General features: G+C 63.7%; 16 protein-coding genes. 8 read left to right on the forward strand and 8 right to left on the reverse strand.

The window, feature by feature from the left end; genetic code table 11:
• Positions 1-25: 25 nt before the first annotated feature.
• Positions 26-2,347 carry an N-6 DNA methylase family protein gene (locus BGC09_RS17210; protein ID WP_069805470.1) on the forward strand — a complete coding sequence of 774 codons (2,322 nt, stop codon included), beginning with the start codon at positions 26-28 and terminating at the stop codon, positions 2,345-2,347.
• Between the two features lie 447 nt (positions 2,348-2,794).
• Positions 2,795-3,019 carry a hypothetical protein gene (locus BGC09_RS17215; protein ID WP_069805471.1) on the forward strand — a complete coding sequence of 75 codons (225 nt, stop codon included), beginning with the start codon at positions 2,795-2,797 and terminating at the stop codon, positions 3,017-3,019.
• A 634-nt stretch (positions 3,020-3,653) separates the two neighbouring features.
• On the opposite strand, the gene BGC09_RS17220 is transcribed toward BGC09_RS17215, so the two are convergent.
• The 4 genes from BGC09_RS17220 to BGC09_RS17235 all read right to left on the reverse strand — a co-directional run bounded on the left by BGC09_RS17220 (position 3,654) and on the right by BGC09_RS17235 (position 8,531).
• Positions 3,654-4,685 carry an ABC transporter substrate-binding protein gene (locus tag BGC09_RS17220; protein ID WP_069805472.1) on the reverse strand — a complete coding sequence of 344 codons (1,032 nt, stop codon included), beginning with the start codon at positions 4,683-4,685 and terminating at the stop codon, positions 3,654-3,656.
• Between the two features lie 394 nt (positions 4,686-5,079).
• On the reverse strand, positions 5,080-6,108 hold the full coding sequence (locus BGC09_RS17225) for an ABC transporter permease (RefSeq protein WP_084659043.1): 1,029 nt from the start codon (positions 6,106-6,108) through the stop codon (positions 5,080-5,082).
• On the reverse strand, positions 6,105-7,625 hold the full coding sequence (locus BGC09_RS17230) for a sugar ABC transporter ATP-binding protein (RefSeq protein ID WP_218104084.1): 1,521 nt from the start codon (positions 7,623-7,625) through the stop codon (positions 6,105-6,107). Before BGC09_RS17230 ends, BGC09_RS17225 begins: the two co-directional genes overlap by 4 nt.
• A gap of 126 nt (positions 7,626-7,751) precedes the next feature.
• Entirely contained in the window at positions 7,752-8,531 is a 780-nt protein-coding gene (locus tag BGC09_RS17235) for a GntR family transcriptional regulator (RefSeq protein WP_069805473.1), read from the reverse strand.
• A gap of 940 nt (positions 8,532-9,471) precedes the next feature.
• Between BGC09_RS17235 and BGC09_RS17240 the strand changes: the two genes are divergently transcribed.
• The 5 genes from BGC09_RS17240 (at position 9,472) to BGC09_RS17260 (ending at position 14,304) form a co-directional block, all read left to right on the forward strand.
• Positions 9,472-10,806 carry an L-fuconate dehydratase gene (locus BGC09_RS17240; protein WP_069805474.1) on the forward strand — a complete coding sequence of 445 codons (1,335 nt, stop codon included), beginning with the start codon at positions 9,472-9,474 and terminating at the stop codon, positions 10,804-10,806.
• A 131-nt stretch (positions 10,807-10,937) separates the two neighbouring features.
• Positions 10,938-11,261 carry an L-rhamnose mutarotase gene (locus BGC09_RS17245; protein ID WP_069805475.1) on the forward strand — a complete coding sequence of 108 codons (324 nt, stop codon included), beginning with the start codon at positions 10,938-10,940 and terminating at the stop codon, positions 11,259-11,261.
• 48 nt (positions 11,262-11,309) lie between these two features.
• Positions 11,310-12,089: an SDR family NAD(P)-dependent oxidoreductase gene (locus tag BGC09_RS17250; protein ID WP_069805476.1), complete on the forward strand. Its 780-nt coding sequence runs from the start codon at positions 11,310-11,312 to the stop codon at positions 12,087-12,089.
• 176 nt (positions 12,090-12,265) lie between these two features.
• Positions 12,266-13,237 carry an aldo/keto reductase gene (locus tag BGC09_RS17255; protein WP_218104085.1) on the forward strand — a complete coding sequence of 324 codons (972 nt, stop codon included), beginning with the start codon at positions 12,266-12,268 and terminating at the stop codon, positions 13,235-13,237.
• A 140-nt stretch (positions 13,238-13,377) separates the two neighbouring features.
• The gene (locus tag BGC09_RS17260; protein ID WP_069805478.1) at positions 13,378-14,304 is read left to right on the forward strand and encodes an amidohydrolase family protein; all 927 of its coding nucleotides are present in this window, start codon (positions 13,378-13,380) and stop codon (positions 14,302-14,304) included.
• A gap of 134 nt (positions 14,305-14,438) precedes the next feature.
• Here BGC09_RS17260 and BGC09_RS17265 read toward each other — a convergent pair whose 3' ends face one another.
• The 4 genes from BGC09_RS17265 to groES all read right to left on the reverse strand — a co-directional run bounded on the left by BGC09_RS17265 (position 14,439) and on the right by groES (position 19,327).
• Complete coding sequence (locus tag BGC09_RS17265) at positions 14,439-15,272, reverse strand: phosphoenolpyruvate hydrolase family protein (RefSeq protein ID WP_069805479.1); 834 nt, start codon at positions 15,270-15,272, stop codon at positions 14,439-14,441.
• Positions 15,269-16,570, reverse strand: coding sequence for a Tm-1-like ATP-binding domain-containing protein (locus BGC09_RS17270; protein WP_084659044.1), 1,302 nt, complete (start codon positions 16,568-16,570; stop codon positions 15,269-15,271). Before BGC09_RS17270 ends, BGC09_RS17265 begins: the two co-directional genes overlap by 4 nt.
• Before the next feature lie 567 nt (positions 16,571-17,137).
• Positions 17,138-18,763 carry a chaperonin GroEL gene (groL, locus tag BGC09_RS17275; protein ID WP_069805480.1) on the reverse strand — a complete coding sequence of 542 codons (1,626 nt, stop codon included), beginning with the start codon at positions 18,761-18,763 and terminating at the stop codon, positions 17,138-17,140.
• A 273-nt stretch (positions 18,764-19,036) separates the two neighbouring features.
• A complete protein-coding gene (groES, locus tag BGC09_RS17280; RefSeq protein ID WP_069805481.1) occupies positions 19,037-19,327 on the reverse strand; it encodes a co-chaperone GroES in 291 nt (96 codons plus the stop codon).
• Between the two features lie 649 nt (positions 19,328-19,976).
• Between groES and moaC the strand changes: the two genes are divergently transcribed.
• Positions 19,977-20,498: a cyclic pyranopterin monophosphate synthase MoaC gene (moaC, locus tag BGC09_RS17285; protein ID WP_069805482.1), complete on the forward strand. Its 522-nt coding sequence runs from the start codon at positions 19,977-19,979 to the stop codon at positions 20,496-20,498.
• Positions 20,499-20,641 lie beyond the last annotated feature (143 nt).

Genomic DNA, 20,641 nt, shown 5'->3' on the forward strand with positions numbered 1-20,641 from the left:
GGCAAGAGAAGGAGGAAGAGCCAGGGTGCTGCAAGGCCTCTCGCAGCCGTTCTCAGGATCTGGTACGGAGTCCCCAGCCCCAGCTATGACCTTGTTGGCTCCGCTCCTGGCCGAGGACGCGGAGCACGCGTCGGCAGAGGAGGCGCTGCTGCGCGCAGCGGCGGAGTGGCGCCTGTGGCTCAGCGAGGGTCTGGCACGGTGCAACGCCTCTCTGGCGCCTGACGATGTTAACCGCGCCGCCCAGCTGCTACTGGCGCGTCTGCTGTTCCTGCGCTTTTGTGAGGAGCGTGGCCTGGAACCTTCGGGCGGCCTGCACCAGCTGAGCAAGCAGCGAATGCTCTACGCCCGTCTGCAGCAGCGCTTTGAAGCGGCAGGACGACGTTACGCCGCAGGCCTCTTCTGCACCCGGCCCCGGCCCCGGCTGCCAGGGAGCACCACATCGGCTGACCTGGCCCTGGCCGACGCTCCCTGCGAGCTGACAGAGGAGCTGCTCCCAACGCTCAGACTGGACGATGAGACCTTGTGCAGGCTGCTGCAGGCCCTCTATCCCCCCCTGGCTCCCTGCGATTTCGCTCGCCTCTCACCATCGGTGCTCGGTCGCCTCTATGAGCATTTTCTGGAGAAGAGTCTGACAACGGATGCCGCTGGCCGCCTGGTCCTGAGCGAGGAACGAGCCGCAAAGAAGGCGGACGGCATCTACTATACGCCTCCCCCCGTTGTCGACTATATCCTCGCCCATAGCGTAGCAACCTTGCTTGAGCGCGAGGCGGAGGTGACGCGCGCCGCCCGCCTGCGCGTCCTCGATCCCTGCTGCGGGGCCGGCTCCTTCCTGACGCGCCTCTACCGTCTCCTACTGCACTGGTTCCGCGAGCGGTATGTGGCGGAGGGAGCGGAGCGCTTTCCCCAGGCGCTGCGACGCGATAGCCAGGGGCGCTGGCGCCTGACGCTGGCCGAGGGCCGTCGCATTCTGCTAGAGCAGATCTATGGGGTTGATCTCGATCGCCGCGCGGTGGAGGTCACCCGTCTGTCGCTCTTCTTGTTGCTTCTGGAGGAGTGCACGAGCAGCGCGCGCGAGCGGGCCCAGGCCTCCAGAGTGCTGCCACGCCTGGAGATGACGATCCGCTGCGGCAACGCTCTGGGTAGTCCTTGCGGCCCAGGGGTCGCTCCCTTCAACTGGCAGATAGCCTTTCCACAGGTTTTCAAGAGGCAGGCTCAGGCAGAGACAGGGGGCTTTGATGCGGTAATCGGCAATCCTCCCTATCTGTTCGGCGAGCAGCGCCCGCAGACGGAACGCCCCTATCTGGAGGCAGCTTTTACCCTGGCGCGCCGGCAGTACGACGCCTGCTGGCTCTTCATCGAGCAGGGCCTCAAACTGACTCGCCCCGGCGGACGCTTTGCTTTCGTGGTGCCCGACGCCCTGCTGGCACGTGATGAGGCTCGCCAGGCCCGCGCTACCTTGCTGCGCGAGGGCTTGCTGCGCGTCTACCATTGCGGCCCGGTCTTCCGCGCCTGCGTCTCCGCCGCCGTGCTGGTCGTCGAGCGCGGCGCTCAGCCGCCGCTGATTGCCTGCGACGTGCCAGCCTCCCCGGGCATGGGCCACCTGGGGGTGCAGACGCGAGCTTTGTGCAGCCGGCAGCGCTTTTTGGAAGACACCAGCCATCGCCTGCTGGTCCATGCAAGCGATGAGGAGGCCGCACTGCTGGCCCGTCTTGAGCACGAGGGGGAGCCGCTCGGCCAGCGAGTGCGCATCTCGCGCGGCGAGGAGATCGGCAAGCGGCGCGTGGCCACGACAGGCCCCCTGCCAATCCTGGCCGGCGAAAACGTGACGCGCTACTATATTGCTCCCCCAACGCGCTTTGTCCATACGCTGACGAAACCCGCTGGCTTCTACCAGGCCCCCAAAATCGTGGTGGTCAAAACGGGTCGACGCTGCGTGGCAGCGTTGGAGACCGCCGGCCTGGCAACGATGCAGTCGCTCTATAGCCTGCACCTGCTCGATGAGCGCCTCGCCTATGAGGCTTTGCTCGCCATTCTCAATAGCCGCCTGATCGATTATTACCTCTATAAGACATTTACAGCCTACAAACGCCTGTTTCCCCAACTCAATCAGACAACGCTGGCCTCGATCCCCTTGCCACCTCGCCTGGCTGCGCACCAGGAGCCTCTGGTCGTCGCCGCGCGCAGCATGATGGCCCTGCAGGAGCGCCTGGCGGCCAGTACCAGGGCTGAGGAGCGCCAGGCCCTGCACCAACAACGTCTGAGGTTGGAGACTCAGATCAACACCCTGGTCTTTCGCCTCTACGGACTCAGCGAGGCTGAAACGCGGATGCTTGAAAGCGCGGTATAAAATAAGAGGGTAACGTCGGCGAGGGCAGGGAAGGGGAGCGCGCCGGGAGCCGACCTATCCGCCTCGTCAGATGGCTGAGCCTACTCCTGCCGGCTGCCCGCCAGTCTGGGCGATGTGTGTCGTCAGGGCAGACGGTGGCTCACCCTGGCAGAGGAGAGGAGAGCGCCAGCCGGCCTGGAAGAAGCGCAGCCAGGAGAGGAGAGCGCCAGCCGGCCTGGAAGAAGCGCAGCCAGGAGAGGAGAGCGCCAGCCGGCCTGGAAGAAGCGCAGCCAGGAGCGGCGAACCGTCATGGCACAGCTTGCAGCAACTTGACAGAAGAGCAGATTTTCGCATACAACGATAAGAGTTGGGGCTTTTTTTGCGCCTGCCAGTCAGGACGCAGGGCGGTCGGATCGGTCAGTGCAACGAGCCGAAACAGCGCGTCATCATGGACACGAAGGAGGAGCCATGTTAGAAGAGCAGATCACAGAGATCCCTCCCGAGACCGAGGGAGGCAAGATCGATCCCAGGAAATGCTACGTGTGTGGGGCCAAGGCGACAGCTCTATGTGCGCGCTGCCAGATGCCCGTGTGCCCTGAGCATCAGCAGTCTACTCGTGACTACATCACCAAGATGGCGACGATCCTCTGCGACGACTGTGCAGACTACTATGAGGCCCTGATCAAGCCTTGAGCGCGCAGCAGCAGCCACGCGCATCTGGGTAGTCTCGCCTGGTCTGAGAGAGCGCGCTCATCAGCAGAGACGAAAGCCAGTACGGCAATCTCGCGCCTGAATCGTGATCGGACTTGACTGACTGCGACCGGTCCGCGTCCAGCAGCGACGATCGCTGTGTGGCGACTCGGTATGGCCACAACAAGATACGGCCTGCCTGTCTATCTGTTTGTCTGCCCACCTGAGTCAAGCAGCTCGCCCTTTGCCAGCGAGCGCTTCCAGGCTCTGATAGAGAGAGAGAGCGCTGGACAGCACGAGGTCTGTCTGGATTCGCTGTCTCGGGCCACCACCGTCGAGCGGCCCACCCGTTTGCATTGGCAGCCAGACGCTGGGTCATGGCCTTCTTTGTGCTGTGCCGCGGGCAGATGCCAGCGAGCAATGCGGTAGAGGGCCAACAGGCAGACAGACAGGTGATCTGACCGCAAACTCACTCATGGAAGAAGGTCCAGCCCCCAGGAAAGGAGAGCTAGCGACTGCAGACCATGCGCCTGCTCGTCGCCCGCCTCCTCTGGGGGCTGGATCTCTCTTCTCTATCTGGACTGTCCTCCCCTGAACCGCGGGGTCAGAGCCTCCATCGACTCAGCAACGGCCCGGCTCACAGCGGGGGATTCTGGCAGCTCGGATTGAGCACCGCCTGGACCTTGGGATCGTTGAGATTGGCCTTGGTCAGGATCGTTACCCCCGTATCCTCGCTCTGGACGGTGGCGTGCTGGCGCAGAATGCGCACCATTGCATTGACGCTGTCATAGCCCATCCTAAAGGGGTTCTGCACCACCAGGGCCGAAATCGTCCCCTGCTGCACTCCCTTGACCTCGTCGGGGGCGGCATCCCAGCCGATGATCGTGATCTTGCCAGCTTTGCCAATGCGGCGCACCGCCTCCGCCGCCCCCAGTACGCTCGGCTCATTGGCGGCAAAGATTCCATTCAGATCGGGGTGGGCCGTCAGGATGTCCTCGGCCACACTCAGCGCCTGGTTGTAGTCGCTGTGGCTGGACTGGTCAGCGACGAGCTGAATGCCCGGATACTTGGCCAGCTCTTGCTTGAAGCCCTGGACACGCTGATCATTGGTGGCGCTGCCCGGCTGGAACTCGATCAAAGCCACCTTACCATGACCGTTGAGCTGCTGAGCCAGCAGATCGGCAGCCTTGCGCGCTGAGGCGATGTTATCAGTGGCAAAGAGCGGCACGTTGGACGGCTGCGGATAGGTGCCCGAGTCGATATTGACCACGGGAATGTTTGCCTTGAGGGCCTGCTGCGTCACCTGGTAGAGGGCGCGTGCATCGGTAGCGGCGTAGATCAGGCCATTGACATGCTGCGTAATGTAGTTGGTCAGCAGGTCGATCTGCCCGGTCACGTCGGTCTCAGCGGTCACGCCGTTCCAGATCACTGAAACCTGCTGCTGCTTCGAAGCGGCGCACTCCGCCCCTTTGTGGACCTGCTCCCAGAAGTCGAAGCCGATGGCCTTGGGAATGACGGCAATCCTGAGCGGTCCAGAGGCAGTAGTGTTGTTATTACTGCCTGATGACTGTACAGTGACACTGCCACAGGCACTGATCAGGCCGGCCACCAGCAGTAGCCAGAGAGGAAAGAAGATATCCCGCACCAGTCTGCGCAGAAGTTGTCGCATCAGAACAGCCTCCTTTGCCTTTGACCGCGGCGCCCCGCGGTCGCTTGTTTCCTCACTGAAGCGGCGGGCCTCGCCAACCCAGGCCGCGCCGATCGTTCATCGTCCTTGATGCCATACCTTCTTTTTCTGCGCCTCATGCAGCAGTTGCCTTGCCTATCTACGAGCACGAGCAAGATCACCAGCCCAGCCTGCGCTCCTGTCGGCGGGCAAGTGGGCCAACGGAGTGGACAGGCCCAGCGGAAGAGTGGACCGCCTGTCAGAGAGAGCAGGTGTGTACAGAAGAGAGGCCACCCCCTTTCTTACATCAGCGGTAGAGAGCAGCGAGCGTTCTGAGCCGGCCACCAGGACGGCGGTGCTCACGGGACGATTGGCGCGCGGCGCGGGTTGCCCGCGCTTAGCGGGTGCTCTCCGCAAAGCGGCGGCGGCGGAACTGGTCCCAGATCACCGCCAGCCAGATAATGACGCCGATGATAACGCTCTGCGTAAAGGTATCAATATTGAGCAGGACCGCCCCGTTGCGGATCACCGCCATCAAGAAGGCCCCAATCAGGGTGCCCAGAATGGTGCCCTGGCCGCCGAAGAGGCTGCAGCCTCCGATGACGGCGGCGGCGATGACATCCAGCTCCAGCCCGTCACCAAAGTTGGGCTGGCCCGAGGCCACGCGCGACATGGCCACCATGCCCCCGAAGCCGGCCAGCAGGCCCTGGAGCACATAGACGGCCACCAGATAGGCGCCGACGCGAATGCCCGCCAGGCGTGCCGCCTCCTCATTGGAGCCAATGGCGTAGGTGTAGCGTCCCAGGCGTGTGCGGCTCAAGAGCAAGTGGGCCGCCACAGCCAGCACTATCAGCGTAATCAAGGGAATGGGCACGCCGTCGATCATGCCCTGGCCGAGCAGGCGAAAAGAGTCGGGGACGCCAAAGACCGCGGTAGCTCCCGTAATAATATTCACGAGGCCGCGCGCCACGCTCATCATACCCAGAGTGGCGATGAAGGGCGCCAGGCGGGCGCGGGTAATCAGCAGGCCGTTGGCCAGGCCAGCCAGGCCACCGACCAGGGTGCCGCCGAGGACTGCCAGCGGCCAGCTCAGACCGAGATCGACCATCATCTTGACGCCGAGCACCCCCGCCAGAGCCGCCACCGAGCCGACCGAGAGATCAATGCCAGCCGTGATGATGACAAAGGTCATGCCCAGGGCGATAATGGCCGTGACGGCAGTCTGTGAGACAATATTGAAGAGGTTGTAGAGAGTGAGAAAGACCGGCGAGGCGATGGAGAGCGCGACGCAGATGACGATGAGTGCGCCCGCCGCCGCGAACTGAGAAATAAGGTCGGAGATCTGGGCTGGCAGCAGCCGGCGCCAGGAGAGACCGGTCTCCGCGCCTGGCTCGTCCGCGATCTTCCTGCTCAGAGATTCCTTCATGGGATGGTCACCTCACTGGCCCCAGTTGCCAGGGCTATGATGCGCTCTTCGCTGAACTGTCCTCGCGAGAGCGTGCCAACGATGCGCCCCTCGCGCATCACTGCAATGCGATCGCACATGTTGAGCAGCTCGGGAAGATAGGACGAAATGAGCACAATGGCTCGCCCCTCGCTCGCCAGTCTACCAATAAGGGCAAACATCTCGGCTTTGGCCCCAACATCGATACCGCGCGCCGGCTCGTCGAAGAAGATGACTCTGGCCTGCGTCTCCAGCCAGCGCGCCACGACGACCTTCTGCTGGTTGCCGCCCGAAAGGAGGCGCGCCTTACGGCGCACCGAGGGGGTGCGGATGTTAAGGCGCTGGCAGGCCTGCAAGGCAGTGGTCCGCTCGCGCCGCAAGAGTAGGAGCCCCAGACGAGCAGGAAGGCTGGCCAGGGTGATGTTCTGGTCGACCCCCAGATCAAGAGCCAGGCCCTCGCGCTTGCGGTCCTCGGTGACGTAGGCGAGGCCGGCCCGAATGGCGTCGGCGGGACGGCGAATGTGCAGCTCGTGGCCGTCCAGGAGGATGCGCCCGCTGTCAATTGGGTCAGCACCACAGACGGCACGCGCCAGCTCGCTGCGCCCGGCCCCGATCAGGCCGGCAAAGCCCAGGATCTCGCCGGCCCGCACCTCGAACGAGCAGTCGTGGAGTAGGCCGCGCCGGCTCAGTCTGTCGACGCGCAGCAGAACGGGGCCAGGATGGGTCTCGGGGCGCGGGTAGAGGTTGGTAATGGCGCGCCCAACCATGAGCTGGACCAGCTTCTGCTCGCTGAGTTCGGCCCGCGGAAGCGTGGCTACGACACGCCCATCCCGCATGACGGTCACGCAGTCAGCGATCTGGAAAATCTCATCAAGGCGATGGGAGATGTAGAGGATGGCCACCCCCCGGGCCGTGAGCTGGCGAATGACCTCGAAGAGACGGGCAATCTCTTGCTCGGTAAGGGTGGCGGTCGGCTCGTCAAGGATGAGGACGCGCGCATTGAAGCTGATGGCCCGAGCAATTTCGACAAGCTGCTGCTCGGCCACGGAGAGCGAGGCCACCAGGCGACGCGGGTCCAGGTCAAGACCAACCTGCGCCAGCAGATGGCGCGCCTCGGCTAACTCGCGGCGCCGGCGAATGAAGCCGAAGCGCAACGGCTCACGCCCGAGAAAAAGGTTTTCGGCGACGGAGAGGTGCGGCGCAAGGGCAAATTCCTGGTGCACCATCGCGATGCCAAGAGCGCGGGCATAATGGGGCCCGTGAAAGCTGAGGAGTTGGCCATTGAGATAGACCTGGCCAGCGTCGGGACGCTCGACCTGATACAGTATTTTCATGAGCGTCGATTTACCGGCCCCGTTCTCGCCAGCGACGACGTGAACTTCTCCGGGATAGATGTCGAGGTCAACCTCGGCGACGGCGGTGACGCCCGGAAAGCGCCTGGTGATCTTGCGCAGGCGAATGATCGGTGACTGCTCCGTCTCCATCGAAGTCGAAGGCATGACGACCTCCCTGCGAGTGTGGCAGCGGCTTCATAGCCCCGCCCGCTCTCCTTGTACCCTGCCTGTCCCCCGCCCGCCTCCTTCCGCTTCCTGCCAGCCTGTATCGGCGCGGCCTGGCTCCTCTGACTAGGAGGGGAGATGACTCTCTTCGGCAAAGATATCGGCCAGCACTCCTTCTTTGGAGTGGCGAATGTGAGCCGCTAACAGGGCAGCAGCCTCGTCGCGCTTGCCGGCGAGTAAGGCCCGCAAGATCTGCTCATGATCGTTGAGAGCGATCTCGATGCGACGTGGATAGAAACTATCGCGCATCTGGAACATGCAGAGCTGACTGCGCAGCTCCGAGAGACAGTGGATCAGGCGCCCATTGCGCGAGGCGCGCGTGATCAATAGATGAAAGAGCAGGTCAACCTTGAGAAAGCGCAGGAAGGGATTGCTCGCCAGCCCGGCGCGAATGGCCTCTAGCTCATCGAGCTGAGCTTGCAGCTCTTCACGCTTCAGGTGCGGCGCCGCCAGCCGTAGCGCGAGCACTTCCAGCGCCTCGCGCAGGTCGTAGATCTCGTGGATGTCCTGGGAGGTGAAGGTGCGCGTCCAGTAGCCCCGCCGCGGATCGGAGCGTACCAGCCCCTCCTGGACGAGCCGCTCTAGCGCCTGCCGCACAGGCGTGCGACTGACTCCCAGTTGCTCGGCAAGGGCCACGTCGGAGAGGCGCTGCTCCTCGCTGCCGCCCAGCAGGATGACGCGCTTCCAGAGCTGCTCGTAGGCGTAGTCGGCAACGGTAGGGGTGGCGGTGCGCTCTTGCCCCCAGAGCAGGTCGAAGAGTTCACCCACAAAGCGCTCGTCAACAACGTCGGCAACGGCTGCCGCTGCCCCCTCCCAGTGATTGGTTTCCGCTTCAGATTGGCTCATACCTGCTCGCTCCTGTCTTGCTGCTTGCTAGTCTCAGCAGGCCACCCCTCGCTCCAGATCCCAGCCCTCCGCCCAGACCCGGACCGAGGTCGAGCCTGCTACGCCCCGCCGGCTTCAGCAGCCCACTTTTGCCTTCGTCGCCGCCGTCGCTCTCTCCAACCTCCGACCCGGCTGCCTCCAGTCTGCCCACGCCCACGGTGCGCCTCTCTATTTTGGCGCGCCCACCCAACTTTGTAAAGAGTACGCTGTATTCAGAATACAGAATATAGTATACCCAGAAGGGCCGCCCCGGTCAAGGCGCACCCCCTCGCTTTTGCCCCCAATCTGCGCCCTGTCCGGCATTGGTCACCAGGCAGCCATTGCCTCCATCGACCACTTGCCACTTTCTGCATGCTGGAACGTATAAAAAGTCGTGTGAGATGTTCCGGCACTGTCTCCCCCGACGGAGGTGAGTCTCATGACTGTAACGTACTCTCCTCTCTCTTTCTTTCTGCTTCTGATCATCGCAGGGGGCCTCCTCCTCCTCTGGAGGCTCATACATAGTCACCATTAGTTAGCGTTCGCAAGCTGGCCAGGGCCAGCTCAGTCTGACACAGCCAGCCCAGCGGGCACCAGGCCCGCTGGCCTTTCTTCCGTTATCTGCGCGCTTGACTTTGTCACCTGTTGTACTGTATTCTGAATACAGAATATAGTATACCTTCAGATGGCGCAGCGTCAAGCAGGCGCTTGCTCCCTCCGCCATCGACGAGGGGCGCCCGGCGCGTTATGCAGCGGAAGAGGCTCTCTCAGGCGAACCAGGGGAAGGGTCGGCGCTCCACTGGAGGTGTGGGACCATCCTGGGAGCGGGGGCTCATCAGCAGGGAGCAGGAGAGGGTAGCCTGTTCGTCTGCTCTGGCGGAGGGAGCGGCGCGTTGCCAGCCAGGTAAAAAGGAGTGGTGTATTGACAGTAACCATCGTTGATGTCCGGGTCTACGATATTCGGTTCCCCACCTCGCGCACGCTGGCCGGCTCTGACGCCATGAATGCCGATCCCGACTACTCGGCGGCCTATGTGGTCCTGCGGACCGATCATCCTCATGGGCTGGAGGGCCACGGTTTTACCTTCACCATCGGGCGCGGCAACGAGGTCTGTGTGGCCGCTATTCGGGCCCTGGCGCCGCTGGTGCGTGGGCACACGCTGGAGGAGTTTACTGCCGACATGCGCGCTTTCTGGCGTCACATAACCGGCGACAGTCAGCTGCGCTGGATCGGGCCGGAGAAGGGGGTCATTCACATGGCCACGGCGGCTCTGGTGAACGCGGTCTGGGATCTCTGGGCCAAGGTTGAGGGAAAGCCCCTCTGGAAGTTGCTGGTGGACATGTCGCCCGAGCAGCTGGTGACTTGCATCGATTTCCGCTATCTGAGCGATGTGCTCTCGCCTGCCGAGGCGCTGGAGTTGTTGCAGCGCCTGGCGCCGACGCGCGCCGAGCGCGAGGCCGAGCTGCTGCATCTCGGCTATCCTGCCTATACGACTGGAGCTGGCTGGTCGGGCTATAGCGACGAGCAGCTGCGGACCCTCTGTCGCCAGGCTCTGGCCGAGGGCTGGCGCCATTTCAAGCTCAAGGTGGGCCTCGGTCTGGAACGGGATCGCCAGCGCGCCCGCATCATGCGCGAGGAGATTGGCCCCGACTGCACGCTGATGATGGACGCCAACCAGGTGTGGGAGGTGGGAGAGGCCATCGCCGTTATGCAGGAGCTGGCGGAGTTTGAGCCGCTCTGGATTGAGGAGCCAACCAGTCCCGATGATATTCTCGGCCATGCCGCTATCGCGCGCGCCATCGCTCCTGTGCGCGTGGCAACGGGCGAGCATGTGCAGAACCGCATCATTTTTAAACAGCTCTTTCAAGCTCAGGCTATTGGCTTCTGTCAGATCGACGCCTGTCGCCTGGGCGGCGTCAACGAGGTGCTGGCAGTGCTCTTGCTGGCCGCTAAATACGGGGTGCCGGTCTGCCCTCATGCCGGCGGCGTGGGTCTCTCCGAATATGTGCAGCATCTGGCAATATTCGATTATATCGCCGTCAGCGGCTCGTTGGAGGAACGAATGATTGAATATACGCCCCACCTGCATGAGCATTTCGTGCACCCAGTGGTGATGCGCAATGCACGCTATCTGCCACCGCTGGCCCCCGGCTACAGCGCGACGATGCACTCCGACTCGATCGCAGCCTATTCTTTCCCCGACGGGCCGGTCTGGGCAGCAGCGCGACGGGTCCAAGCCGAGCGATCAGGCGAGTGAGGCGCGATCAGGCGCTCACTGGCGGCGCGGGTCAGGCCATGTGGCTGCCCGATCGACCCGCCCTGGACTGGGGAGGGCAGGCTTTCCAGGAGCCTGGCCGGCGCGCTACAATAACAGGAGGATTGCCTGCTATGCGCAGAGTCGGACAGATCATTGGCCTCAAGCCAGAGGCCATCGAGACCTATGAGCGGCTCCATGCCGCGGTCTGGCCGGAGGTGCTGGCAACTATTCACGCCTGTAATATCCGCAACTATACGATTTTCCGTCATGGGACGCTGCTCTTCGCCTATTTCGAGTATGTCGGCGACGACTACGAGGCCGATATGGCGAAGATGGCCGCTGATCCGAAAACACAGGAGTGGTGGAAGCTAACCGATCCCCTGCAGGAGCCTGTGGAGTCGCGGGCGCCCGGTGAGTGGTGGGCGCTGATGCGCGAGGTCTTCCACACGGACTAATGCCTGTCTGTCGAGGATCAAGGAACGGAACGGAAAGGAGGGGCGAGCGTGGTCTTTCGTCTGGATGGGAAGGTGGCTTTGATCACCGGCGCTGGCTCGGGGATCGGGGAGCAGATTGCGCTGCTCTTTGCGCGTCAGGGGGCGCGGGTGGTGGTGGCCGATCTGCGTCCGGAGGCGGCGCAGCGGGTGACGGAGGCGATCGTGGCCGCTGGAGGCCAGGCCCGCGCCTGGACGCTGGATGTGGCTGAGGAGGATCAGGTGCGGGCAGCGCTGGCTGAGGTGGCTTCGTGCGAGGGCCGGCTGGATATTCTGGTGAATAATGCCGGTATCAGTCATGTGGGCAGTGTCTTGGAGGCGTCGCTGGAGGATTGGGAGCGGGTGATGCGCGTCAATGCTCGCGGCGTCTTTCTCTGTGCCCGCGAGGGAGTGCGCCAGATGCTGGCCCAGCAGCCGCCTGGTGGGGTGATCATTAATATGGCCTCGGTGGCGGCGATGATTGGGGTGGAGCGCCGCCTGGTCTATAGCGCGAGCAAAGGGGCGGTGCTGGCGCTGACGCGCACTATTGCCGCCGATTATGTGAAGCAGGGCATTCGCTGCAATGCCATCTGCCCCGGCACGGTGCATACGGCGTTTGTGGAGGGCTACCTGGCGCGCGATTTCGCAGGTCGCGAGCATGAGGTGCGTCAGCAGCTCCATGCGCGCCAGCCGTTGGGGCGCATGGGGAGGCCCGAGGAGATCGCGGCGGCGGCCCTTTATCTGGCCTCAGATGAGGCGGCCTTTGTGACCGGCTCTGCGCTGGTGATCGATGGCGGCTGGACGGCCATCTGACGACGCCCAGGCTGCGTTGTGGATGGTGGCCTGGCTCGATAGACATAGACAGCCAGAGACCGTTTGCTGACCGAGCGCAGTCTGAGTGAGCAGCCGCTGGATGATCTGGTCCGTCCAGGTTGTGCCACTCCTATCCTGTTCTGAAGAGCGAACGCCAGAGGAGGTTTGGTGTAGTTATGACGTCTGCAATGGGGGCTGCGGCCCCGCTGCCGCGGCGAGCGCTGGGCCAGACTGGTCTGCAGGTGACGCCGATCTGCATCGGCTGCGCGCCGTTGGGCAATATGCCGGAAACCTTTGCCTACGAGGTGCCCGAGGAGCGGGCTCTCGCGACGATCCGCGCGATCTTTGCCAGCCCGCTCAATTTCCTTGACACGGCGGCGGCCTATGGCGATGGTGAGAGTGAGCGTCGCATTGGCGTCGTGCTGCGCGAGTTGGGCGGTCTGCCGCCTGGCTTCGTCCTGGCGACGAAGGCTGACCGCAATCTGCAGACGGGCGAGTTCAGTGGCCCACAGATGCGCCGTAGTGTGGAGCGTAGCCTGCGTCTGCTTGGTCTGGAGCAGCTGCAGCTGGTCTATCTGCACGATCCTGAGTATATTCCTGATCCGACACAGGACCCGTTCGAGGTCATGATGGCCCCGGGTGGGCCGGTCGAGGTCCTGCTCCAGCTGAAGGAGGAGGGTCTGATCGAGCACTTGGGCATCGCCGGGGGCCCGATCGAGATGATGACGCGCTTTGTGGAGACAGGTCTCTTCGAGGCGGCCATTTCCCACAATCGCTATACCCTGCTCAATCGCGAGGCTGATCGCTTTTGGGACCTGTGCCGGAGCCGCGGGGTGGCGGCGGTGAACGCTGCTCCCTATGGCAGCGGGCTGCTGGCCAAGGGACCGGACGCCTATCCGCGCTATATGTATGGCGAGGCCAGCGCGGAGCTGTTGGAGAAGGCCCGACGTATGCAGGCCGCCTGCGCGCGTTATGGGGTGTCGCTGGCGGCAGCGGCGCTGCAGTTCTCGCTGCGCGATGAGCGCATCGCCTCGACCATCGTTGGCGTAACGCGGCCCGAGCGCATTGCCGAGACGCTGACCCTGGCACAGCAGCCGATTCCTGCGGAGCTGTGGCAGGAGCTGGAAGCCATCTATCAGGCTTCGTAATGGAATACCTGGTGAGGGAGTGAGGGAGTCCGAGAATAAGGGAGGCGGCACCAGGCCAATCGGCCAAATCGGCCAGGGCCAGATCCACACAACGGAGTGCTTCCCGGCGCAGACAGGCACAGAAAGGAGCGAGAGCCGCCATGCGCGATCTTTCTCTCTCTTCCTCTGTGGGAGCCGATGAGCTGCTCCCCATCATTGATGCCCATGTCCACTTTTGGGACCCGCAGCGCTTTCGCATGCCCTGGCTAGAGGGGCATCCGCAGCTCAAGCGCGCCTTTGGGCCGGAGGACTACCGGCGGGAGACGCAGGGGTTGCCGATCGAGGCGCTGGTCTACGTCGAGGTCGTGGTGGCGCCCGAGGAGGCGCTGCGAGAGGCGGCCTGGATCGTGGAGCTGGCGCAGGAGGAGCCACGGCTGAAGGCCATTGTGGCTGCGGCCCCCCTGGAGCAGGGCCTGGCGGTGCGCGCCCACCTGGAAGCGCTGCGAGCGCTCTCGCCTTTGATCAAGGGGGTACGGCGCAACATCGAGAATGAGGCAGAAGATGACTTCTGTCTGCGCCCGGCCTTCGTTGACGGTGTCCGCCTGCTCGCCGACTACGGCCTCTCCTGCGATCTCTGTGTGCGTCATCAGCAGCTGGCGAGCGTTGTCGAGCTGGTACGGCGCTGTCCCGATACCTCTTTCATCCTTGATCACCTGGGCAAGCCGCCGATCCGCACAAGAGAGCGTGAGCCGTGGCGGCAGCACATTCAGGCTCTGGGCGAGCAGCCAAACGTGGTCTGCAAGGTCAGCGGCATGGTCACAGAAGCCGACCACGAGCGTTGGAGCGCCTACGACCTGGTTCCCTATCTGGGGACAGTGATGGCGGCCTTTGGTCCCGAGCGCCTGCTGTTTGGTGGCGACTGGCCAGTGGTTTTGCTGGCTTCCAGCTACCGACGCTGGTATGAGGCCCTGCGAACCATGCTGAGCGCCTACCCGCTCTACGAGCAGCGCCTGCTGTGGTCGGAGACTGCGCGTCGCGTCTACCGTCTTGAGGAGACGACGACAGCCTCGCGCCAGCAGCCGACCTGATCAGGGAGGGAAGAGAAACCGCGAGGAGCGAGGGGAGCCTGTTGCGCCGGCGATCAGACCAGGCAGCTCCGCCTCACTCCTTCCTGCCTGATCTGATCGCTGGACCTCTGGCCTCTGGGCGCGTCCGCTGGTGCTCAGACGGCCTGGCCGGGGCGCAGGGCCTTGAAGCGACGGGTAGTCTCGGTAATGGCCGTCTCGGTCGGCAGGCGCTCCATACTGGAGGCGCCAAAGAAGCCGACCACGCCATGCGTGCGCGCCAGCACGTAGGCGGCATCTTCCGGTTCGGCAATCGGGCCGCCGTGGCAGAGGACCAGGACATCGGGGTTGACGGCCCTGGCGGCATCGTGCATGGCCTGGATGCGCTCAACGCACTGGTCCAGCGTCAGGGCGGTCTGAGCCCCGATGGTGCCCTTGGTTGTCAGCCCCATATGAGGGACCAGGACATCGGCGCCGGCTTCAGCCATCGCGCGCGCCTGCTCGGGATCGAAGACGTAGGGCGCGGTGAGCAGATCCAGTTCATGCGCCTGGCGGATCATCTCGACCTCCAGGGCGAAGCCCATACCGGTCTCTTCCAGATTCTGGCGAAAGACCCCGTCGATCAGCCCGACGGTGGGGAAATTCTGGACGCCGACAAAGCCCATCTCCTTGAGCTGGCGCAGGAAGTAGGGCATAACGCGGAAGGGATCGGTACCGCAGACGCCGGCCAGCACGGGCGTGTGTTTGACGATCGGCAGTACTTCGCCGGCCATCTCGACGACAATGGCGTTGGCATCGCCGTAGGGGAGCAGGCCCGCCAGGGAGCCGCGTCCGGCCATGCGGTAGCGACCCGAGTTGTAGATGATGATCAGGTCAACGCCGCCGGCCTCCGCACACTTGGCCGACAGGCCGGTCCCGGCCCCGGCGCCGATAATCACTCCCCCTTGCTTGACGGTCTCTCGCAATCGCGCAAGTGCCTCTGCTCGATTCATGAGGCTGCTCCTCCTTCGTTGGGCGCTTGAGTTTGTTGAGTCTGAGCGCGCATGCTTCCTGTTGGCTCACCGGCCTGGCGCCGCTGCTCCTGGATCAGTTCATCAAGGCGGCGGGCCATTGCCTGAGCGAAACGCGGGTCGTTGATGTCCATGTCCAGCTCGTGGACCTCGATATGGGGCTGCAGGTCGGCCTTGAGAGCGCTGATGAGAGCCTGGTCTGCAGCAGGATCATAGAACGGCTGCCCCTCGGTGTCGATGAGCGAGACGCCGCGCAGCGGAATGAAGAGAGCCGTGGGACCGCGGGCCTGGTTGAGTTTGCGGGCGATGATGTGGCCGAGAGCGGCGCACTCTTCGGGCGTGGTGCGCATCAAGGTGACGGTTGGATTGTGCTTGTAGAGGCGGCGAGCGCGGAATTTCTCGGGGACGGTCTCCAGCGGGCCGAAGTTGACCATGTCGAGGGCCCCGAGCGAGACCACCTGTGGTAGTCCCACCTGACCGGCGGCATCCAGACGCTCGGGGCCAGCGCTCAGGACGCCGCCCACCAGTTCGTCGGCCAGCTCGGTCGTGGTAATGTCGAGAACGCCGGCCAGGAAGCCGCCCCGAACCAGGGCTTCAAGCGACTGACCGCCGGTACCGGTGGCATGGAAGACCAGCACCTCGTAGCCGCGCTCTTCGAGGGAGCGCCGCGCCTCTGTTACACAGGGCGTAGTGACGCCAAACATGGTGGCGCCGATGAGCGGGCGGCTACTCGGCGTCGGCTGGAAGGAGGCATAGGTGCGGGCCATGCCGGCGATGGCGGCGGCGGCATTGCTCAGGATGCGTTCCGAGAGGCGGTTGATGCCAGCGATGTCGACGACCGAGTACATCATGGCGATGTCGACGGCGCCGACATAGGGACGGGTGTCGCCCGAGGCCAGCGTTGAGACCATCAGCTTGGGGACACCGATGGGCAAGGCGCGCATGGCCTGGGTCACCAGGGCCGAGCCACCGGAGCCGCCCAGGCCAAGGACCCCATGCAGGCGGCCTCGAGCAAATAGCTCTGTGAGCACGGCGGTGGCCCCACGAGCCATTGCCTCGATGGCAGCACCGCGGTCGCCGCGCTCTACCAGCTCTGCCAGCTCCGTCCCCGCAGCGCGCGCCACTTCCTCGCGGCTGATGTCCGGCGGCGTCAACGGTGTCCCCTTGACGCCGGCGTCGACGAGCAGCACATCGCAGCCTTCAGCCTGCACGCGCTCGCGCAGATAGGCGTACTCCTGGCCCTTCGTATCCAGGGTGCCAACCAGAACAACGGTAGCCATAACATCTTCGTCCTTTCCTCTGTCATCCTGCCCTGACTGATCCGAGGGCGGCCCACGCTCCGACCTGCTCGCTCCGATGTCCACTGATTCTACCTCGCCACACACCAGCCCAGCGCCTCGCCAGGGCATTCTCCTCCCAGCGCTCTCTCATCAGAGTCCCATCGTCAATGAACCAACCAGCCAATCAGGCCAGATTCTGCCCGGCCTCCCTCGAGGGAAGACAACTCGTCGTGGGCAGAGCATGACGAGCCACACGGATAGCCCAGGCAACTCAGCCTGCTTGAGAACAGGGCTACCCGCCCACAGGAGTAGTCTACTCACCTGCGCCTGTGGGCGTCAAGAAAGCAAGCAAGCGCTGTCGTTCCTTCACGGGAAAGTAGAGCGGGCGGAGCTGGAGCAGGGGCGGAGAAAGAAGGGCCGAGCAGAGCAGAGGAGAGAGTGCCAGCAAAGAAACACGCCCCTTCCCCCCTGGGTGGTAGGGGAAGGGGCGACAAGCTTCAGGGAGTCTCCTTGAGGTATCCAGAGCGGAAGCGCTAAGGCTATGGATAGGCCGCCTGCTACAGACGACTAGTACTCGGGAGCCGGCGCCGAGGGGGCCTTCTCCTTCTCTGGGATATCGGTGACGAGGGCCTCCGTCGTCAGGATCATGGCCGCGATGCTGGCGGCATTCTGCAGGGCCGAGCGGGTCACCTTGGCGGGGTCGATGATACCGGCGGCGACCATATCCTCGTAGCGATCAGCCAGCACGTTGTAGCCAACGTTCTCGTTCTGCTGCTCCTGCTGAGCGCGGCGCACGCCCTCAACGACCACCGAGCCATCGCGGCCCGCGTTGATCGCCAGCTGGCGCATTGGCTCCTCCAGAGCGCGGCGCAGGATCGACACGCCGGTCGCCGCATCGCCTTCCAGCTTCACATTATCGAGCGCCTTAATGGCGTTGAGCAGGGCCACGCCACCGCCGGGGACGATGCCTTCCTCGACTGCGGCGCGAGTCGCCGACAGGGCGTCCTCGACGCGCGTCTTGCGATACTTCAGCTCCACCTCGGTACCGGCCCCGACTTTGATCAGGGCCACGCCGCCGGCCAGCTTCGCCAGGCGCTCCTGCAGCTTCTCGCGATCGTAATCGCTGGTCGTCTCCTCGATCTGGGCTTTGATCTGGCGGATGCGCGCCTGGATGTCAGCCGGATTGCCGCGCCCCTCGACGATGGTCATATTGTCCTTGGTCGCTACCACGCGGCGGGCCTGGCCCAGATCGGCCAGCGTTGCGCTATCGAGACGGCGGCCCATCTCCTCGCTGATCACCTGACCACCGGTCAGGATGGCCATATCGCGGAGCATCTCCTTGCGGCGATCGCCGAAGCCTGGGGCCTTGACGGCCAGCACATTCAGCACGCCGCGCAGCTTGTTGACCACCAGGGTCGCCAGCGCCTCGCCATCGACGTCCTCCGCTACGATCACGATCTCGCGCCGGCCCTGCTGCGTCAGCTGCTCCAGAACGGGCAAGATATCCTGGACGGCGCTAATCTTCTTATCGGTAATCAGGATGTACGGCTCGTCGATGACGGCCTCCATCTTCTCGGAGTTCGTCACGAAGTAGGGGGAGATATAGCCGCGGTCGATCTGCATACCCTCGACATACTCGGTCTCGAAGTTGATGCCGCGGGACTCCTCGACGGTGATGACGCCGTCCTTACCGACCTTCTCCATGACCTCGGCGATCAGGCTGCCGATGGTCTCATCTGCTGCGGAGATCGTGGCGACCTGGGCGATTTCCTTCTTGCCCTCGACGGGGATGGCCTTGGAGCGAATATAGTCAACAACGGCCTCGGTTCCCTTGTCGATGCCGAGCTTGAGCTGCATCGGGTTGGCACCGGCGGCCAGGTTCTTCAGCCCCTCAGTGACGATGGCCTGCGCCAGGACAGTCGCGGTCGTCGTACCATCGCCAGCGACATCGTTGGTCTTGGTGGCCGCTTCCTTCAGGAGCTGGGCCCCCATATTCTCAAAGGGGTCCTCCAGCTGAATCTCCTTGGCGACGGTGACGCCGTCGTGGGTGACGCTGGGCGCGCCAAACTTCTTATCCAGCGCGACGTTGCGCCCCTTGGGGCCAAGAGTAACCTTGACAGCCTCCGCCAATACGTCAATGCCCTTCTTCAAGGCGTGACGCGCCTGTTCGTCAAAGACCAGCTGCTTCGCCATCGCTGTACTCCACCTCGCTTTCAAACTACTACTACTACTACTGCGTCTTCTCTCTTTCTTTCTTTCTTTCTTTCTCGCTTGCCTGCTCTCGCTGCCTCGGCGCTTCTTGTGCGCCGCTGGCAAGCGCTGACTTAAGGCAAGCGGTCAGAAGAAGAAGAAGTAGAAGAAGTAGAAGTAACGATGTGCTTCAGTTTCCTCACCCAAGCAGATAAGGCGGATGAGAAGAAGAGAGATGAGCGCGATCTCGCGCGGCGCCGTTCCGTCCAATACGGTTCAGCTCAGCACGGCCAGAATATCGCTCTCTTTAAGGACCAGATATTCCTCGTTGTCGAGCTTGAACTCGGTGCCGCCGTACTTGGCAAACAAGACGTGATCGCCCTCGCGCACCTCGATGGGCACCCGGTCCCCGTTATCAAGCAGGCGCCCACTGCCGACGGCGATCACTGTGCCTTCCTGCGGCTTCTCCTTGGCTGTGTCAGGGATGACGATCCCGCTCTTGGTCACTTCTTCCTTCGGAAGCGGCTTGACCACGACGCGGTCGCCTACAGGACGAATCTTCGCCATGCGCACACACTCCCTTCGCTGTTCGTTCGTTCGTTCGTTCGTTCAGTCAGTTAATTGGTCGGTCAAGTCGGTCGCGAACACCGGCCAGGGGCAAGCAAAAGCAGGCTCACAAAAGGACGGCTGGCACAGCCTCGCCTCCTGCCTGTCTGTCTGTCTGTCCGCCGTTCGTCCTGGGCAGCGCTCTGACTCTCTCGCCCGTTCGTCCCGGTGCCGGGCCTGGTTGCTACACTCAGCCGGTACGCCAGGCCGGCGCGGAGAGGAGAGGCCCGCTTCCGCTCAGCGCGACGCGGCACGACACGACACGGCACGAGGCACTGACCGCTGCTCACCGTCCGTTACTTGACCTCGACCGTTTCGTGACTCTCTTCCTGGCTTCGTTATCCTGTCCTGGGTTTTCTCCGCCTATACTAGATGCCACATCCGCCGTTAGAACAACACAAGAGAAGCGTTAGAGTTCCGTAGGAATTGTGTTAGAGGAATGTTAGAATCCTGGCCTGGCCCCAGCGGCAGCGACATCGCGGCGCCGCTGGCCCTGCCGCTGCCCGTCGGGGCATGATATACTGCCGGCAGAAGAGGACGAGCAGCCTGGCTCGGCGCTCTGGATGGAGAAGCCGAGGGGGAGACTGCCACAGAAAGGGGGAATTGTGCGATGCCGATACCTGGGCCAGAGGAGTCCTCTGCTCAGCTGAGCCATGTGGACGCCGGCGGCCATGTGCGCATGGTCGATGTGAGCGAGAAGGCGGAGACGCGGCGCGAGGCCACCGCCCGGGCCCGCGTGCGCCTGCAGCCGCAGACGCTGGCGCTCATCGAGCAGAATCAGATCGCCAAGGGCAACGTCTTGGAAGTGGCACGCATCGCCGCCATCATGGCCGCCAAGGCGACGCCGCAGCTGATTCCGCTCTGCCACCCGCTGCCGCTGACGCATGTCGGCGTCACGTTCGAGCTGCAGCGCGAGCAGGGGCTCATCCTGATCGAGACAAGCACACGCACAACCTACAAGACCGGCGTCGAGGTGGAGGCGCTGACAGCGGCAACAGTGGCCGCGTTGACCATCTACGATATGTGCAAGGCGGTCGACCACACGATCACGCTGGAGCAGGCTTACGTGGCGCGCAAGAGCGGGGGCCAGCACGGCCTGGTTGAGTTCTCGCCGGAGGCACCTGCTTCCTGATGCGAGCGGGGACCCGCAGTCTGGTCCGGCCTACCCTCGTCCGCCCATCGACCGGGCGAGAGCGACGGACCGGACCGCGGACTGCGCTGCTGGTCACTCAGGCCAGGACGCGCTGGCGCTGGCGATAGCGGATGCAGAAGGTG

Origin of the sequence: Thermogemmatispora onikobensis (assembly GCF_001748285.1) — a bacterium.
Classification (GTDB): domain Bacteria; phylum Chloroflexota; class Ktedonobacteria; order Ktedonobacterales; family Ktedonobacteraceae; genus Thermogemmatispora; species Thermogemmatispora onikobensis.